The organism is Paracoccus amoyensis (assembly GCF_014490725.1).
GTDB classification, from domain to species: domain Bacteria; phylum Pseudomonadota; class Alphaproteobacteria; order Rhodobacterales; family Rhodobacteraceae; genus Paracoccus; species Paracoccus amoyensis.
On sequence record NZ_JACOQL010000004.1, the window covers coordinates 235422 to 251622 of the forward strand.

Below are 16201 nucleotides of genomic sequence, written 5' to 3' on the forward strand. Positions count from 1 at the left end.
GTCAGCGCCATGACCGCCACAGCATAAGCATCGCGTCCGATAGATCGCCCAATCGGGCCAGAATATGTTCCCGTTCAATCCCGCCACCGACTTCGGCGCGGTCCAGTTGTGACAGCATCCGCATCAGCCGACGGCGATGCGTGCCGGTCACCGTCTGCAAAGGATCGGCAAGGATGCCGGCAAAGGTGGTAATCAGCGATCCAAGGACGGCCAGCACCACGCCGGTCAGAATCACCTCCCACGGGGAAAGCTGCACCGGAAATGCCCAATACCACGCGCGGCCAAGCCCCCGGCCAAGCGCGAAGTCATCCAACGCGCTGGAATAGGCCCGCATTTCCGCCAACGGCCCGGCCAAAGAGATGATCCCCGGCGTGGCGCGATGAAACAGCAACAGGCCGCAGGTCAGAACGATCAGCGACGTTGCAATCTCGGCCACGGCATTTCTGGTTTCGGCATAGCTGGCGATCTTTTCGCGAACGATGGCGGGGGACGCATTTGGCCCGATGCCCTGGGCATCCAGTTCGCCAACGAATCGCGTCAGATCGCTTTGAATTTGCGTGGCCACATTGGATTTCAGGAAGATTCGGCGCCGCGCCAGCCATTGCCCCACCCGTTTCGCGCCCAACCATGACAGCAGCGCCGCCAGCAGCCGGATCAGGAGAAAAACCGGCGACAGCATGACATTGACGGGCGCACGCAGCATATCCCAACCAAGCGCAGCCCAATGCAGCCGTAACGTGCCGCGAAAGCCATAGCGATCGCGGACAAAGCGCGACACCTGATCCTCGCGGGCGGCAAGTTGGTTGGGGTTAAGGCGGGCGGTCATGTCGCTTGTGGCTTGGAAACACGGTTCTTAGATAAGCGTCTGCACGCGAATGGCAATGATGGCTTCCCGGCTTGCGGCGCGGGCGACGGCTTTCTATAGAGGCAGCATGGAATTTCTGGCGTTCGGCATACGAATTAGCAACCCGGTGGCGTAAGGTTTTGCGCCGCCGGGTTAGCCATGTCCGACCCTGTCACGAAGGAAGCCCCGATGGCCGCCGATAAAAGCGCCGATACCCCCGATTACCGCGATACCGTTTTCCTGCCCCAGACCGATTTCCCGATGCGTGCCGGCCTGCCCGTGCGCGAACCCGAATGGCTGGCCCGGTGGGAACGTATCGGCATCTATGACCGCCTGCGCGAACGCAGCCACGGGCGGGCGCCGTTCATCCTGCATGACGGCCCGCCCTATGCGAACGGGCATCTGCATATCGGCCACGCGCTGAACAAGACGATCAAGGACATCGTGGTGCGCAGCCATCAGATGATGGGCCGCGATGCGCGCTATGTGCCCGGCTGGGATTGCCACGGTCTGCCGATCGAATGGAAGATCGAGGAAAAATACCGCACCGAGGGCCGCGACAAGGACGCCGTCGATGTGGTGGAATTCCGTCAGGAATGCCGTCGCTTTGCGGAAAGCTGGGTCGATATCCAGCGCGAGGAATTCAAGCGTCTGGGCGTGACCGGCAAATGGGACGCGCCCTATCTGACGATGGATTACCATGCCGAGGCGGTAATTGCTGCCGATTTCATGAAGCTGTTGATGAATGGCAGCCTGTATCAGGGGTCAAAACCCGTGATGTGGTCGCCGGTCGAAAAGACCGCGCTGGCCGAGGCCGAGGTCGAATACAAGGACCACACCAGCCATACGATCTGGGTGCGGTTCAGGCCGAAGTCTCCGGTGCCACATGATGTGGTGCCCTCAATGAGCGTGCCTGAATCTTTAAATGACGCCTCAATCGTCATCTGGACCACGACCCCTTGGACGATTCCGCAAAACCGCGCGGTCTCTTTCAACCCCGCCATCAGCTATGGCCTGTATGAGGTCGGCACGGTTGCCGAAAGCTCGACCGCTAAGCCTGGCGAAAAGCTGGTGCTGGCCGATGCGCTGGCCGAAAGCGTTCTGCAATCCGCCAAGATCGAAAGCCATAACCGCCTGCGCGATGTGCCCGCGTCTGAATTGGCCGAACTGACCCTTGCCCATCCCTATCGTGGTGTCGAAGGCGGCAATGGTGAATGGGATTATGACGTTCCCCTGTTGGCCGCCGATTTCGTCACCGACGATGCGGGCACGGGCTTTGTCCATAACGCGCCCAGCCATGGCGACGACGATTATCAGCTTGGTCTGAAGCACAAGCTGCCGATGACCTATAACGTCGAGCCGGACGGCAGCTATCGCAAGGATCTGCCGATCTTTGGCGGGCTGGCGATCATTCAGGCCGATGGCAAGGATGGCCCGGCGAATGTGGAAAATATCAAGCAACTGGCCTATGCGGGCGCGTTGCTGGCCAAGGGCAAGATCAAGCACAGCTATCCGCATAGCTGGCGGTCCAAGGCTCCGCTGATCTATCGCAACACGCCGCAATGGTTCGCGGCCATCGACCATGACCTGAATGACGGCATGGGCGAATATGGCAGCACGATCCGCACGCGGGCGCTGACCAGCATCGACAAGCTGGTGAAATGGTGGCCGCAAACGGGCCGCAACCGCATTCATTCGATGGTCGAGGGCCGCCCTGACTGGGTGTTGTCACGCCAGCGGGCATGGGGCGTGCCGCTGACCAGCTTTGTGAAAAAGGGGGCAAAGCCGACCGATTTCGATTTCCTGCTGCGCGATCAGCGGGTGAATGACCGCATCATCGCCGCCTTTCAGAAGGGGGGGGCCGATGTCTGGTATGGTGACGGCTTCAAGGCGCAGGTGCTGGACGGTGTTGTGAACCCCGACGACTATGATCAGGTCATGGACGTGCTGGATGTGTGGTTCGACAGCGGCTCGACCCATGCCTTTGTGCTGCGTGACCGCGCCGATGGTGCGCCGGATGGCATCGCCGATGTCTATCTGGAGGGCACGGACCAGCATCGTGGCTGGTTCCAGTCATCCTTGTTGCAGGCCAGCGCGACCCGTGGCCGCGCCCCTTATCGCAATGTGGTGACGCATGGGTTCACGCTGGACGAAAAGGGCATGAAAATGTCCAAATCGTTGGGCAATACCATCGTGCCGCAAAAGGTGATCGACGAATATGGCGCCGATATCCTGCGCCTATGGGTGGCGCAGACCGATTACACCGCAGACCAGCGGATCGGGCCGGAAATCCTGAAAGGCACCGCGGACAGCTATCGTCGCTTGCGCAATACCTTGCGTTTCATGCTGGGATCGCTGGCGGGCTTTACGGATGCCGAAAAAGTCGCACCGGCCGATATGCCCGAATTGGAACAATGGGTGCTGCACCGCTTGGCACAGTTGGATCATCAGGTCCGCAAAGGCTATGACAGCTTTGACTTCCAGGGTGTGTTCCAGACGCTGTTCCAGTTCTGCACCGTGGATCTGTCGGCCTTCTATTTCGACATCCGCAAGGATGCTTTGTATTGCGATGGCCCCGACAGCCTGACCCGCCGTTCCGCCCGGACCGTGCTGGATATCCTGTTCCACCGTCTTGTAACATGGCTGGCCCCGATCCTGCCCTTCACGATGGAGGATGTCTGGCTGTCACGCTTCCCGTCTGACGATGACAGCGTGCATCTGCATGACTTCCCGGTTACGCCTGCGGATTGGCTGAACGAACCGCTGGCGCAGAAATGGGATCATGTTCGTCGCGCTCGGCGTGTCGTGACCGCCGCGCTGGAGGTCAAGCGCAGCGACAAGACCATCGGCGCCAGTCTTGAGGCCGCGCCTGTGGTTCATGTCGAAGATGCGGACATGCTGGACGCGTTGAAATCGGTGCCCTTCGAGGATGTCTGCATCGTGTCCGACCTGTCGCTGACCAGTGATCCCGCGCCCGGTGAGGCGTTCCGAATGACGGATATGCCCGGCGTCGGTGTGGTCTTTGAATTGGCCGAAGGAGAAAAATGTCAGCGCTGCTGGAAAATCCTTCCAGACGTTGGCACGCACAGTCATCCGGGTGTCTGCGCCCGTTGCGATGACGTGCTGACCAAGGGCTGATCCGCCGAATCAGGCACCGGAAAACAGAAAAACATAGCGGTAAACCTTTGTTTATCGCTATGTTTTTTCTTGATATTTTCAATTGTCGATGGTCAACCGAAGTAGTGGCGCGTTGTAACGCTGCTATGATGCCGAGACGACATTATGAATATTTCCGCTGATGAATTTGATCGTGACATCCGTGCGATCCAGGCGATCCCGCAGATCCCGACCATCCTGGATATCTGTGGCCGTGTATCTGGGCTGCGCTATGCGGTTGTCGCACGGGTAACAGCTGATCGTTGGATCAACTGCGCCTCATCCGACAGGATGGGGTTTGGTTTGACGCCGGGGCAAGAGCTGGATGTCTCGACCACGCTGTGCGAACAAGTGCGCAGCAACGGGCAGATGATCGCGATCAACGATGTGATGCATGACGCCCTGTATCGTGCACATCAGACGCCGGCGCTTTACGGGTTTCGCAGCTATATCTCGGTTCCGATCACCCGCAAGGACGGCAGATTTTTCGGCACGCTTTGCGCTATAGATACCGAACCCAGGCAGGTCGACAGCGAAGAGGTCATCGGAACGTTTCGCATGTTTGCCAACATGATCTCGGATCAGCTGGACCTGGCCGAAGAGTTGCAGCACCGTCAGGATGCGTTGGTCACGGCCCGCGATACCGCCCGCCTGCGCGAGGAATTCATTGCGGTCGTGGGCCATGATTTGCGTAATCCGCTGGCCTCGCTGTCGGCGGGGCTGCGCATGATCGGTCAGAAACCGCATGATGATGAAGCGGCGGTGCTGCTGACCGAAATGGGACGTTCGGTCGATCGCATGACGTCGATCGTGGCCAATCTTATGGACTTCGCGCGGGGCCGGCTGGGTGCCGGGATCAGCGCACGGATCGAATATGACGCGGACCTGAAGCTGGTGATCGAAACCGTTCTGGCAGAGGTTGAAGTGGCCGAAGGAAAGCAGGTCCATCATCAGATAAACCTGCCCGACAAGGTTCCCTGCGACCCGCAACGAATGGGGCAGTTGGTGTCGAACCTGCTGATGAACGCATTTACGCATGGCCAGCAAGATCAGCCGGTGACCCTGTCGGCCAGGATCGAGCGGGGGAATCTGAAGATCGCGGTCGCAAACAAAGGCACGCCCATCGCGCCCCAGGTCCTGCCCTATCTGTTTCAGCCTTTCTATCGCCGCACCAGCGCGCCACAGGAAAGCGGGCTTGGTCTGGGCCTTTATATCGCATCCGAGATCGCAAAGTCGCATCGGGGCCGCTTGCGCGTATCGTCAAATGCCGAACGGACTGAATTCACGCTGACCATGCCGGTCGGCTGACGGAGGGCCTTGCGTCACAAGCCGCATTGATGGCGGCAAAGCGTTGATCTAACCTTTTGCTGACAACGGGCGTCGCTGCCCGGCCACGAGGGGTTCAGGACATGGTTGTCGAAAATCGGTATCACCCTGCGGATGATCGCTACCAACGGATGACCTATCGCCGCTGCGGTCGGTCCGGCCTGAAACTTCCGGCGATCAGTTTGGGCCTTTGGCATAATTTTGGCCAAGACACGCCCCATCAGACCAAGCGTGATATGTGCCGCAAGGCATTTGATCTGGGGATCACGCATTTCGATCTGGCCAACAATTATGGGCCGCCCCCCGGCAGCGCCGAAAGCGCCTTTGGCGATATTCTGCGCACCGATTTCGCGGCGTATCGCGATCAGCTTATCATCAGCAGCAAGGCCGGCTATGACATGTGGGTCGGTCCCTATGGGGAATGGGGCAGTCGCAAATATCTGATTGCGTCCTGTGACCAGTCATTGAAGAGGCTGGGCGTTGATTATGTCGATATCTTCTATTCGCACCGTTTTGACCCGGACACGCCGTTGGAGGAAACCATGGGCGCGCTGGATCATATCGTCCGTTCCGGGCGTGCGCTTTATGCCGGGATCAGCAGTTATAACAGCCAGCGCACGGCCGAGGCTGTTGCGATCCTGAAGGATCTGGGCACGCCCTGCCTGATTCATCAGCCCAGCTATAACATGCTGAACCGGTGGGTTGAACATGATGGGCTGCTGGATACGCTGGATGAAGCGGGGGTGGGCAGTATCGCCTTTACGCCTCTGGCGCAGGGAATGCTGACCGGGAAATATTTGCAAGGCGTCCCTGCCGACAGCCGTGCGGCGCAGGGCAAGTCGTTGTCGCGGGACTGGCTGACGGATGACATGATTCGCCGCCTGAATGGGTTGGATGAGATTGCACGGGCGCGGGGACAAACGCTGGCGCAAATGGCGGTGGCGTGGGTGTTGCGGGGCGGGCGTGTGACCAGCGCGCTGATCGGGGCATCGCGCCCGTCGCAGGTGGAAGATTGCGTCGGCGCCCTGGGCAATACCGAATTCAGCGCAGACGAACTGGCGCAGATCGACGAATTGACGGCCGCCGGGGATGTGAACCTGTGGGCGCGGTCATCGGAAAGCGCCGGCGAGGAGTAGTCAAACCAGCCACCAGCCGCTGTTCTTAAGCCGCTGGCGGATCGGTTGCTCCTTGGCGGGCAGGGCGTTGCGGTCAAACATGGGTCGCACCTTGTCGCGGCCCTTGCCCTGATAGATCAGTTTCTTCGCAGGCTCATATTCGCGGAGGTGTTTCTTGATCCAGTTCGGGACCAACGCGGCCTCTAGCACGTCAACTGTTGCGTCGCTTTCGCGGGCATAAAGTAGCGGCAGATGGCGATAGTGACAGGTGATGTCACCATCCAGCCCCACCAGTTCCGGTCCGGGACGGCCGCCGCCAAAGGAATGGATCACCAGCGGCAGCACAACCTGATCCAGCCACGGATTCAGGCTTTGGCAGGCCAGCTCGTCCTGCGGATCGTTCTGGACCTGCTCAGCCCAGTTCAGAAACCTTTCGCCAAAGGCCGCGGGGTCAGAGCCGAAAAACCAGCCTGCATTGAAATACAGATATCGCTCCCAATGCTCATCCGGCTGGCTTCGGTCCAGCGATGACGCAAAATCCAGCCCGAACCGGTCGTATAGCGATTTCCAGATCGCGCTGTAACCGGGGCCATATAGCGGTGGTTCCGGCCAGGTCCCTTCGCGCCGCATCGAAGCGGACGGACGGTTGAAATCAAACGTCACCTGATCCAGCGGGCCGGTAATCAGCGTATCGCTGTCAAAGAAGATGAACGGCTGCCCCGGCGGCAGGGCCAGTAAAGCCTCGATCTTGTTGCCATAGGGATAGGCCGCACCGAAATGCCGGGCGGTGAAGGGCAGGATTTCGGCCTCCAGACGTTCCAGAATGGCGCGGGCTTCGGCGCTGATCTGGGTGTGACGACCTTCCCATGCCGCATCGGGCTGCGGTTCGGCCACGAACAGGCGTCCCTGCCAGTCGGGTGCCGAATGGCGCAGGCTGGCGGCAAAGATGATCGCCTCATATTCCAGCCGCCCCGACTGGGCGACGATCAACAGATTGGGCTGGTTCAGGGTCATGCCGCGTCAGTTTTGCTGTTCGGTCAGGAAATCGTGGATGGTTTCCTTGGGCCGCGCCATGATCGCGCCCTTGGGGCCGAATACGGCTGGTCGCTGGATTAGCAGCGGATGATCGGCCATCGCCTGAAGCAGCGCGTCATCGGACAGGGATGTGTCGCCAAGGCCAAGGTCGTCATAGGGCGTATTCTGCCGCCGCAACAATTCGCGCGGCGTCATTCCCAGCTGGTTAAGCGCCGATTTCAGGTCTGCCACGGTTGGCGGCTGTTTCTGATAATCGCGCACGGTCAGATCAACCCCTGCGTCCTGCAACGCTTGCAGCACATAGCGAGAGGTTGAACATTTCGGATTGTGCCAGATGGTAAAGTCGGACATGCGGCCCCCTTGTCACTTGCGGGCAGGCTATCGCGCGCTGTCCGAGATGGGAAGCGCGGTCGTCGCCTTGATCTCCTCCATCGACAGCAGGGCGGTCACGTTGTGGATTTTCACCTCGTTGATCAGTGACTGATAGAAGCGGTCATAGGCGCGGGCATTTTTGACCTGCACTTTCAGGATATAGTCGATATCACCGGCCAAACGGTGTGCCTCGATCACTTCAGGACGTTCACGCAGCGCACGCAGAAAGCGTGCGGCCCAGTCCTTGTCATGCTCGCTGGTGCGGATCAGCACAAAGAAGCAGGCTTCCAGACCAAGGGCTTCGGGGTCCAGCAGGGTCACCTGTTTGCGGATCACGCCCGCCTCTCGCAATTTGCGGATTCGGTTCCAGACCGGGGTCTTTGATGCGCCCACTTGCTCTGCAATCTGATCCAGCGACAGGGTTGCATCCTCTTGCAGCAAGGACAGGATTTTACGGTCGACCTCATCCAAACGCACGGATGTTCGCTCGATCGGGGGCTTTTGAGTATTCAGTTCCGCCATCTGGCTCCTCAACGTATGATCGTTCTTATTTTCTCTGACCTATCGCAAAAATACAGAACAAAATTCTATATAGGAAGGGACAATCGAAAGGTCCGACTCATGAGCAAAGCCTTCACCCCCACGGTCGCAAAGCCCGGCGTTATCACGGCGAACAACCTGCGCGAAGGCTTTAACGTCTGGATGTGCGAGGATGGCTGGACTGCTGACCCGACACAGGCGACCTTGTTCGAAGACGAAGCTATCGCCGAACTGGCCCTGCTGAAAGCCATTGGTCAGTCCAATACCGTCGTCGGCCCCTATCTGGTCGAGGCCAGACGCGGCCCGAACGGTCCAGAACCCACGCATTTCCGCGAAGCGTTCCGTCAAACCGGTCCGTCCAACTATTTCCACGGCATTCAAGCCGACAAGCAAGCCGAGGCCAGCAATGTTTGATGTTCGTCCCGTTGATACCGATTATGTCCGCCACCGCGCAGCCCAGTTCCGCGCGCAGGTTGAACGTCGTCTGGATGGCAGCCTGACCGAGGATGAGTTTCGTCCGCTGCGCCTGATGAACGGCGTTTATCTGCAACTGCATGCCTATATGCTGCGTGTCGCCATTCCCTATGGCACGATCAGCCCTGACCAGATGCGCATGCTGGCCCATCTGGCCCAGCATTACGACAAGGGCTACGGCCACTGGACCACCCGCCAGAACATTCAGTTCAACTGGCCCAAGCTGGTGGATATCCCTGATATGCTGGATCATCTGGCCTCGGTCGGGATGCATGCGATCCAGACGTCGGGCAACACCATCCGCAACGTGACGACGGATGCCTTTGCCGGTGCCGCGCCGGACGAAATTGCCGATCCGCGCCCCTATGCCGAGTTGCTGCGCAGCTGGTCAACCGACCATGCCGAATTTCAGTTCCTGCCGCGCAAGTTCAAGATCGCCATTACCGGCGCGACGAATGACCGTGCCATTATCGCCGCCCATGACATTGGCCTGCGTCTGGTGGAACGGGATGGCAAGCTGGGCTTTGAGGTCTGGGTTGGTGGCGGTCTGGGCCGCACGCCGTTGCTGGGCCAGGTGATCCGCGACTTCCTGCCGGAAGATGATCTGCTGCCTTATATCGAGGCGATCATCGCGACCTATAACCTGAGCGGTCGTCGCGACAACAAATACAAAGCCCGTATCAAGATCACCGTGTCCGAACGCGGGCTGGATGTGTTCCGTGACGAGGTCGAGGAAGAGTTCCTGAACCGCCGCCGCGACTTTCAGGGCGCGGATCACGAGGCGTTGGCCATCTTCCGCAACCGTTTTGCCGCGCCTGTCTTCCGCGACGCGCCGGTCGAAGGGTATGAGGAAGCACGCGCCAGTAATGCGGGCTTCCGGAGCTGGACCGATACCAACCTGCGCGCCCACAGGATTGCTGGCTATACCAGCGTGATCGTGACCTTCAAGGCGCCGGGCGCGACGCAGGGCGATGCTTCGGCCGATCAGATGCGCTTGCTGGCCGATCTTGCCGAGCGTTATGGCCATGCCGATCTGCGCGTCATGCACGATCAGAACGTGGCTTTGCCGCATGTCCATAAATCGGACCTGCCGGCGCTTTATGCCGCGCTGCGCGATGCCGGGCTGGCCACGGCCAATGCCGGCCTGACCAGCGATATCATCGCCTGCCCGGGGATGGATTATTGCGCGCTGGCAACCGCACGCTCGATCCCGATTGCACAAGAGATCGCCGAACATTTCCGCGACGAAGGTCTGGAACAGGAAATCGGCAACCTGAATATCCGCATCTCGGGCTGCATCAACGCCTGCGGACATCACCATCTTGGCCATATCGGCATTCTTGGATTGGATCGCGCAGGCGTCGAGAACTATCAGATCACGCTGGGCGGCGATGCCTATGACATCCCGACCATTGGTCAGCGCGCTGGCGCAGGCTTCCCGGCAGAAGAGGTCGTGCCCGCAATCGACCGGCTGCTGCGTGCCTATCTGGATGTGCGCGAGGACGAGCACGAACGCTTCATCGACGCCTATCGTCGCTTGGGTGCCGATCCGTTCAAGGCAGCCCTCTACCCCGAGCCCGCCCATGCTTGATCAATCGCTTGATGATCGTGCCGGGCGGTTGAATGACCGCTATCGGCACCATGCCGCGACCGAGGTTTTACGCCGCGCGGTCAGCGACCCCGATCTGGGCCGCGTTGCGCTGGTATCGTCCTTTGGCGCGGAATCGGTCGTACTGTTACATATGGTCAGCGTCGTGGCCCCCGGCCTGCCGGTGCTGTTCATCGATACCCAGATGCTGTTTCCCGAAACGCTGGAATACCAGCGCGAGGTTTCGGCAAGGCTGGGCCTGACGAATGTGCAACTGATCGGCGCGACCAGGCAAGAGGTTGCCCGCCACGACCCCGACGGCACCTTGCATCAGTTCAATCAGGACGCCTGCTGCGATTTTCGCAAGACCGTTCCGCTGGAACGCGCCCTGTCGCAATATGACGCATGGATCACCGGTCGGAAGCGTTTTCAGGGCGGCCAGCGTCAGCAGCTCGAGTTCTTTGAACCAGAGCCGCCGCACCGTCTGCGCGTCAACCCGCTGGCCTTTTGGCGGTCCGAGGACGTGCAGGAATACATGATCGAAAACAACCTGCCGCGTCACCCGCTGGTCGCGCAAGGCTATCCCTCGATCGGCTGTGCGCCCTGCACCTCGCCGGTGAAGCCCGGCGAAGATCCGCGTGCCGGCCGTTGGCGTGGCAGCGACAAGACCGAGTGCGGCATTCACTTCATTGGCGGGCGCATGGTCCGTGGAAAGGTTTCGGCATGACCAAGCAGATCATCGTGCGCGACGACGGTTTTCATGACGTTGCGGATGAGGCCGAAGTCGTTCTGGCCCCGGATACGCCTATCGAAGAGTTGGTGGACCACCTGCATCGCACGTTGGTGGCGATTGATTTCCCGGCTTTCACCGATGGCCGTGGCTTTTCCATCGCCCGTCGGCTGCGGGAATTGGGGTATCAGGGCCGCCTGCGCGCCAATGGCCGCCTGATCGCCGATCAATATGCGATGGCCCGCCGTGTGGGCTTTGACGAAGTCGTGGTGGCGCCGGATATCGCCCAGCGTCAGCCGCAGGAACAATGGTTGGCCCGTGCCAATTGGAAAGAGTGGGACCATCGGTCCCAGCTTGCTGACTAGACGCCCCCTTTCCCTTTGCCGGACATATGCCTAAAAGACTCGGGAATTATCACTTATGACGCTGGACCTTACCGTGGCCGATGCCGCTGCAAAAACTGCGACCAAAACCCTGCCTGATGCGCAGACCGTCACCTCGGTCACGCATTGGACCGACAGCCTGTTTTCCTTTCGTGTGACGCGCCCCGCATCGCTGAGGTTCCGTTCGGGCGAATTTGTCATGATCGGTTTGCCGGGCGATAACGGCAAGCCGTTGCTGCGGGCCTATTCCATCGCTTCGCCCAATTGGGATGAAGAGCTGGAATTTTATTCCATCAAGGTGCCGGATGGACCCCTGACCTCGAAGTTGCAGCACATCAGGGAGGGGGATGAGATTATCTTGCGTCCCAAACCTGTCGGCACGCTGGTTCTGGATGCGCTGCTGCCCGGCAAGCGGATGTGGTTTCTGGCCACCGGGACGGGCTTTGCGCCCTTTGCCTCGTTGATGCGCGACCCGGAAACCTATGAGCGGTATGAGCAGGTCATCATGATGCATACCTGTCGCACGGCGGAAGAGCTGACCTATGGACGGGAGCTGATCGAAAACCTGCGTCACGACCCGCTGCTGGGCGAGTTGTATGGCGAGGATTTCGCCAATCGCTTGCTGTATTATCCCACCACCACGCGCGAGGATTCGCCGCTGATGGGACGGATTACCGACAATATGACATCGGGCAAGGTGTTTCAGGATCTGAGCCTGCCGCCCATGTCGCCAGAAACCGATCGCGCCATGATCTGTGGCAGTCTGGCGTTCAACGTGGATGTGAAAGCAGTTCTGGAAGGTTTCGGGCTGAATGAAGGTGCCAATTCCGAGCCGAAGGAATTCGTGGTCGAGAAGGCCTTCGTCGGCGACGGGATCTAAGGGGCTTTGCCCCTCGGTTCCTGCGGAACCTCACCCCAGGGTATTGGGACAAAGAAGAAAGGGCGCTGCGGGAAGGCAGCGCCCTTTTTTACGTCAGAAAAATGCCTGAAGGCCGGTGATGGCGCGGCCCAGGATCAGGGCGTGGACATCGTGGGTGCCTTCGTAGGTGTTGACGGTTTCAAGGTTCATCATATGGCGGATGACCTGATATTCTTCGGAAATACCGTTGCCGCCGTGCATGTCGCGCGCCCAACGGGCGATTTCGAGGGCCTTGCCACAATTGTTGCGTTTGATGATCGAGATCATTTCGGGCGCGGCCTGCGCTTCGTCCATCAGGCGGCCAACGCGCAGGCTGCCTTGCAGGCCAAGCGCGATTTCGGTCAGCATGTTGGCCATTTTCAGCTGATGGAGCTGAGTCTGGGCCAGCGGTTTGCCGAACTGAGTGCGATCCAGGCCGTATTGGCGGGCGGCATGCAGGCAAAATTCGGCAGCACCCAAGGCACCCCAGCTGATGCCGTAACGAGCGCGGTTCAGACAGCCGAACGGGCCTTTCAGACCTTCGACATTGGGCAGCAGGGCGTCTTCGCCGACCTCGACATTATCCATGACGATTTCGCCGGTGATCGAGGCGCGCAACGACAGTTTGCCACCGATCTTGGGGGCAGACAGACCCTTCGTGCCCTTGTCCAGCACAAAGCCGCGGATCTTGCCGCCATGCGCTTCGGATTTCGCCCAGACGACAAATACGTCGGCGATGGGCGAGTTCGAGATCCACATTTTGGCACCGTTCAGGACATAGCCTTGATCGGTCTTTTTCGCGACGGTCTTCATGCCTGCGGGGTCAGATCCGGCATCGGGTTCGGTCAGGCCGAAACAGCCGATCCATTCGCCGGAAGCCAGTTTGGGCAGGTATTTCTGCCGCTGTTCTTCGCTGCCGTAAGCATAGATCGGGTACATCACCAGCGAGGATTGCACCGACATCATGCTGCGATAGCCGCTGTCGACCCGTTCCACCTCGCGGGCGACCAGGCCATAGGCGACGTAAGATGCACCAAGCCCGCCATATTCTTCGGGGATGGTGATGCCCAGCAGGCCCATTTCACCCATCTCACGGAAAATCGCAGGATCGGTTTCTTCGTTGCGATAGGCGTCGATGACGCGGGGTTGCAGTTTGTTCTGCGCATAGGCGCGGGCCGCATCGCGCAACATCCGCTCTTCTTCGGTCAGTTGGTCGTCAAGCCGGAAGGGGTCTTCCCAATCGAAACGTCCCAGATCGGGTGCGTCTTTTGCTTTCAATGTTCCAGCCATGCCGTCCTCCTCTTTAGCCACGAGATGTTTAGGATGGATGTTCGGATGTGGCAATGCGCGTGATCACGCCTTGTTCAGGCTGTATTATGGAACCCGATGCCACGCATTCTGTTATGTCGGCAGCTTAGCAATCGACGCCTCGGGGGAAAGGAGACCTCATGCGCCGGATTATCCATAACTCGACAGCTATTGCTGCCTGTCTGTCGCTTCTGGCACCGCAATTCGCACAAGCCCAACTGGTTGGTGCGGGTGCACCCTACAATGCTGCCGACAGCCAGCCACAATTTGCTGACGATTCGATTATCCTTGCCCAGGCCGAGCGGGATGAACAGCAGGCCAAGCCGCGCCGTAACCAGCAGCAGGCTGAAGAAAACCGGCGTCAGCGCCGCGAACGCGCGGAAAAACGCCAAGAGCGTCAGGCCGACCAACGGCAAGAGCAGGGCGAGCGGGCACAGCAGCGCCAGCGTCGTCAGGCCGACCGCGAAGAGCAGCGCGGTGAGCGTGCAGAGCAGCGCGAGCGGCGGCAAGAGCGTCAGCAGGCCAATCAACAGCGCCGCAATGCCGAACGTCCCCAAACTGCCGACCGCGAGCAAGAGCGCCGTCGTCCGCAAGCTGCCGAGCGCAAGCAAGAGGCCGAGCGGCCACGCCAACAGCGAGCCGACGACAATCGGGAACGTCCGCGCCAACGGGATGCCCAGCAGCGCGAGGATTCGCATATAGGGATGCGGGCCGAAGATCGTCCGCGTGTTGCGCCCAGCCAGCGGGATGATCTGGGCGCAGCCCTGGCCGCTGAACGTGAACAGCGCCGGGGGAATCGTCAGGAACGCGCCGAGCGCCAAGAGCGGCAAGAGCGCCGTGCCGCTGAAGAGCGTCGGGAAAACCGTCGTGATGCTGCCGAGCGTGCAGAGCGTCGCGAAGCCCAACAGGAACGCCATGAGCGTCAGGAGCGTCGTGAGGCGCAGCGCGAACGTGAGGAGCGCCGCGAACGCCAAGAGCGTCGTGAGCGGCAGGAAGCCCGTCAGCGTTCGACACTGGCCACCGGTGGCCGTGCCCAGCAGCGCAATGAAGAAATGCGCAACATGAGCACGGTTCTGAAAACCGAAGTTGACGGCGGCCTGCGTGATTCCGATCTGCGTTGCCTGTCGGGTGGCAGCCCGCCTTGCGGCAACAATGGTGCGCGCATGGTGACGCCGGAAGGCGCGGTTGTTGTGCGCAACAGGGAAGGTCAGCTTGTTCTGGCTCCCCGAGATGAGCAGCTTTACCGCGTCACCGATGAAGGCCGCTTCGTGCGCCGTGCGGCGGAAGAGGACCGCCGTGAAACGCTTATCTCTCGCGAAGCCGCCAGAGAGCGTCGCGTGGCAGAAGATGTTGCTGCACTGCTAAGCGGGAAGGGGCGTGTACGGGAAGAGCGTATCACCCGTGACAACTATCGCCGTTCGGACCAGGATTTCCGAACCAGTCTGGCCGATGCTTTGGACCGGGACCGTCGCGACCGCAATCGGGATGACGACGATGATGGCGGTAACGATCTGATGAAAGCACTTTTGCTTGGCGGTGGTGCACTGGCCCTTGGGGCGATGCTGAGCAACAATCGTCAGGTTGCGCTAAGTTCGCCCGACCGGGTGGTGCTGACACGTCCCGATGGAAGTCAGGAAATCATCAAGGATGAAACTGCGCTGTTGCGTCAGCCAGGGTCCACGGTGACCACGGAAGAGTTTGATGACGGCTCTACCCGGACCATCGTAACCCGTGCCGATGGCAGCAAGGTGGTGACCATTCGTGATGCGGACCTGCGTGTTCTGCGCCGCTCGGTCATCTCGCCTGATGGTCGCACGGTTCGCCTGATCGATGACACGCAAGAGGTTGCACCGGTGGATCTTGCAACGCTGCCTGCACCTGCGCCGGTTTACAGCACCAACAGCGATATGGACGAAGCGGCCCTGCGTGAGGCGCTGTATCAGGAATCCGACGCCGATCGCCGCTTTACCCTCGGCCAGATTCGGAACGTGCCCGAAGTTCGTTCGCTTGCTGCGCCTGTGAATATTGATGCGATAACCTTCGATACCGGGTCCGCAGCAATCAACGCCGGACAGGCCGAGCAACTGGCGGGTCTGGGCGAAGTGATCGAACAGGCTGTCATGGACAATCCGCAAGAGGTTTTCCTGATCGAAGGTCACACCGATACGGTTGGCTCGGAGGCCGCAAACCTTGCGCTGTCTGACCGCCGCGCCGAATCGGTCGCCTTGGCGCTGTCGGAATATTACGGTGTGCCGCCGGAAAACCTTGTCGTGCAAGGTTATGGCGAACAGTTTCCCAGCATCCGCAGCGATGGCGATATCCGTGAAAATCGCCGCGCCTCGGTTCGTCGGATCACGGATCTGCTTCAAACCGAACAAGAGTGATCGTGCCGGCGTGACGGATTATCGACAAAAAGAAAGGCCCCGGTTCGA

The 16201-nt window shown here is 60.0% G+C and carries 14 protein-coding genes; 9 read left to right on the forward strand and 5 right to left on the reverse strand.

The window, feature by feature from the left end; all coding sequences use genetic code 11:
• Window position 1: 1 nt before the first annotated feature.
• On the reverse strand, window positions 2-826 hold the full coding sequence (locus H4P12_RS13690; protein ID WP_187794230.1) for a DUF6635 family protein: 825 nt from the start codon (window positions 824-826) through the stop codon (window positions 2-4).
• A gap of 207 nt (window positions 827-1033) precedes the next feature.
• On the opposite strand from H4P12_RS13690, the gene ileS reads away from it, so the two are divergent.
• The 3 genes from ileS to mgrA all read left to right on the forward strand — a co-directional run bounded on the left by ileS (window position 1034) and on the right by mgrA (window position 6462).
• Window positions 1034-3982 carry an isoleucine--tRNA ligase gene (gene ileS, locus H4P12_RS13695; RefSeq protein ID WP_187794231.1) on the forward strand — a complete coding sequence of 983 codons (2949 nt, stop codon included), beginning with the start codon at window positions 1034-1036 and terminating at the stop codon, window positions 3980-3982.
• A 144-nt stretch (window positions 3983-4126) separates the two neighbouring features.
• A complete protein-coding gene (locus H4P12_RS13700) occupies window positions 4127-5308 on the forward strand; it encodes a GAF domain-containing sensor histidine kinase (protein ID WP_187794232.1) in 1182 nt (393 codons plus the stop codon).
• 101 nt (window positions 5309-5409) lie between these two features.
• Window positions 5410-6462, forward strand: coding sequence for an L-glyceraldehyde 3-phosphate reductase (gene mgrA / locus H4P12_RS13705; protein ID WP_187794233.1), 1053 nt, complete (start codon window positions 5410-5412; stop codon window positions 6460-6462).
• Here mgrA and H4P12_RS13710 read toward each other — a convergent pair whose 3' ends face one another.
• Genes H4P12_RS13710 through H4P12_RS13720 form a run of 3 tightly spaced genes read right to left on the reverse strand, consistent with a single transcriptional unit; the run spans window position 6463 to window position 8370 of the window.
• A complete protein-coding gene (locus tag H4P12_RS13710) occupies window positions 6463-7455 on the reverse strand; it encodes a hypothetical protein (RefSeq protein WP_187794234.1) in 993 nt (330 codons plus the stop codon).
• A 6-nt stretch (window positions 7456-7461) separates the two neighbouring features.
• Window positions 7462-7827, reverse strand: coding sequence for an arsenate reductase (glutaredoxin) (gene arsC, locus H4P12_RS13715; RefSeq protein WP_187794235.1), 366 nt, complete (start codon window positions 7825-7827; stop codon window positions 7462-7464).
• 27 nt (window positions 7828-7854) lie between these two features.
• Window positions 7855-8370: an Lrp/AsnC family transcriptional regulator gene (locus tag H4P12_RS13720; protein WP_187794236.1), complete on the reverse strand. Its 516-nt coding sequence runs from the start codon at window positions 8368-8370 to the stop codon at window positions 7855-7857.
• Between the two features lie 99 nt (window positions 8371-8469).
• Between H4P12_RS13720 and H4P12_RS13725 the strand changes: the two genes are divergently transcribed.
• Genes H4P12_RS13725 through H4P12_RS13745 form a run of 5 tightly spaced genes read left to right on the forward strand, consistent with a single transcriptional unit; the run spans window position 8470 to window position 12443 of the window.
• A complete protein-coding gene (locus H4P12_RS13725) occupies window positions 8470-8802 on the forward strand; it encodes a DUF2849 domain-containing protein (protein ID WP_187794237.1) in 333 nt (110 codons plus the stop codon).
• The gene (locus tag H4P12_RS13730) at window positions 8795-10453 is read left to right on the forward strand and encodes a nitrite/sulfite reductase (RefSeq protein ID WP_187794238.1); all 1659 of its coding nucleotides are present in this window, start codon (window positions 8795-8797) and stop codon (window positions 10451-10453) included. The genes H4P12_RS13725 and H4P12_RS13730 overlap by 8 nt, the downstream gene beginning before the upstream one ends.
• The gene (locus H4P12_RS13735; protein WP_187794239.1) at window positions 10446-11177 is read left to right on the forward strand and encodes a phosphoadenylyl-sulfate reductase; all 732 of its coding nucleotides are present in this window, start codon (window positions 10446-10448) and stop codon (window positions 11175-11177) included. The genes H4P12_RS13730 and H4P12_RS13735 overlap by 8 nt, the downstream gene beginning before the upstream one ends.
• Complete coding sequence (locus tag H4P12_RS13740) at window positions 11174-11545, forward strand: DUF934 domain-containing protein (protein WP_187794240.1); 372 nt, start codon at window positions 11174-11176, stop codon at window positions 11543-11545. The genes H4P12_RS13735 and H4P12_RS13740 overlap by 4 nt, the downstream gene beginning before the upstream one ends.
• Before the next feature lie 55 nt (window positions 11546-11600).
• On the forward strand, window positions 11601-12443 hold the full coding sequence (locus H4P12_RS13745; protein ID WP_187794241.1) for a ferredoxin--NADP reductase: 843 nt from the start codon (window positions 11601-11603) through the stop codon (window positions 12441-12443).
• Between the two features lie 93 nt (window positions 12444-12536).
• Here H4P12_RS13745 and H4P12_RS13750 read toward each other — a convergent pair whose 3' ends face one another.
• Entirely contained in the window at window positions 12537-13751 is a 1215-nt protein-coding gene (locus H4P12_RS13750; protein ID WP_187794242.1) for an acyl-CoA dehydrogenase, read from the reverse strand.
• A 158-nt stretch (window positions 13752-13909) separates the two neighbouring features.
• Here H4P12_RS13750 and H4P12_RS13755 point away from each other — a divergent pair, with 158 nt between their 5' ends.
• Entirely contained in the window at window positions 13910-16153 is a 2244-nt protein-coding gene (locus H4P12_RS13755) for an OmpA family protein (protein ID WP_187794243.1), read from the forward strand.
• Window positions 16154-16201: the final 48 nt, after the last annotated feature.

Excerpts from the sequence above, each read along its gene's own strand:
- H4P12_RS13690 (WP_187794230.1), bottom strand. The coding sequence starts at position 826 with ATGACCGCCCGCCTTAACCCCAACCAACTTGCCGCCCGCGAGGATCAG.
- ileS (WP_187794231.1), top strand. The coding sequence starts at position 1,034 with ATGGCCGCCGATAAAAGCGCCGATACCCCCGATTACCGCGATACCGTT.
- H4P12_RS13700 (WP_187794232.1), top strand. The coding sequence starts at position 4,127 with ATGAATATTTCCGCTGATGAATTTGATCGTGACATCCGTGCGATCCAG.
- mgrA (WP_187794233.1), top strand. The coding sequence starts at position 5,410 with ATGGTTGTCGAAAATCGGTATCACCCTGCGGATGATCGCTACCAACGG.
- H4P12_RS13710 (WP_187794234.1), bottom strand. The coding sequence starts at position 7,455 with ATGACCCTGAACCAGCCCAATCTGTTGATCGTCGCCCAGTCGGGGCGG.
- arsC (WP_187794235.1), bottom strand. The coding sequence starts at position 7,827 with ATGTCCGACTTTACCATCTGGCACAATCCGAAATGTTCAACCTCTCGC.
- H4P12_RS13720 (WP_187794236.1), bottom strand. The coding sequence starts at position 8,370 with ATGGCGGAACTGAATACTCAAAAGCCCCCGATCGAGCGAACATCCGTG.
- H4P12_RS13725 (WP_187794237.1), top strand. The coding sequence starts at position 8,470 with ATGAGCAAAGCCTTCACCCCCACGGTCGCAAAGCCCGGCGTTATCACG.
- H4P12_RS13730 (WP_187794238.1), top strand. The coding sequence starts at position 8,795 with ATGTTTGATGTTCGTCCCGTTGATACCGATTATGTCCGCCACCGCGCA.
- H4P12_RS13735 (WP_187794239.1), top strand. The coding sequence starts at position 10,446 with ATGCTTGATCAATCGCTTGATGATCGTGCCGGGCGGTTGAATGACCGC.
- H4P12_RS13740 (WP_187794240.1), top strand. The coding sequence starts at position 11,174 with ATGACCAAGCAGATCATCGTGCGCGACGACGGTTTTCATGACGTTGCG.
- H4P12_RS13745 (WP_187794241.1), top strand. The coding sequence starts at position 11,601 with ATGACGCTGGACCTTACCGTGGCCGATGCCGCTGCAAAAACTGCGACC.
- H4P12_RS13750 (WP_187794242.1), bottom strand. The coding sequence starts at position 13,751 with ATGGCTGGAACATTGAAAGCAAAAGACGCACCCGATCTGGGACGTTTC.
- H4P12_RS13755 (WP_187794243.1), top strand. The coding sequence starts at position 13,910 with ATGCGCCGGATTATCCATAACTCGACAGCTATTGCTGCCTGTCTGTCG.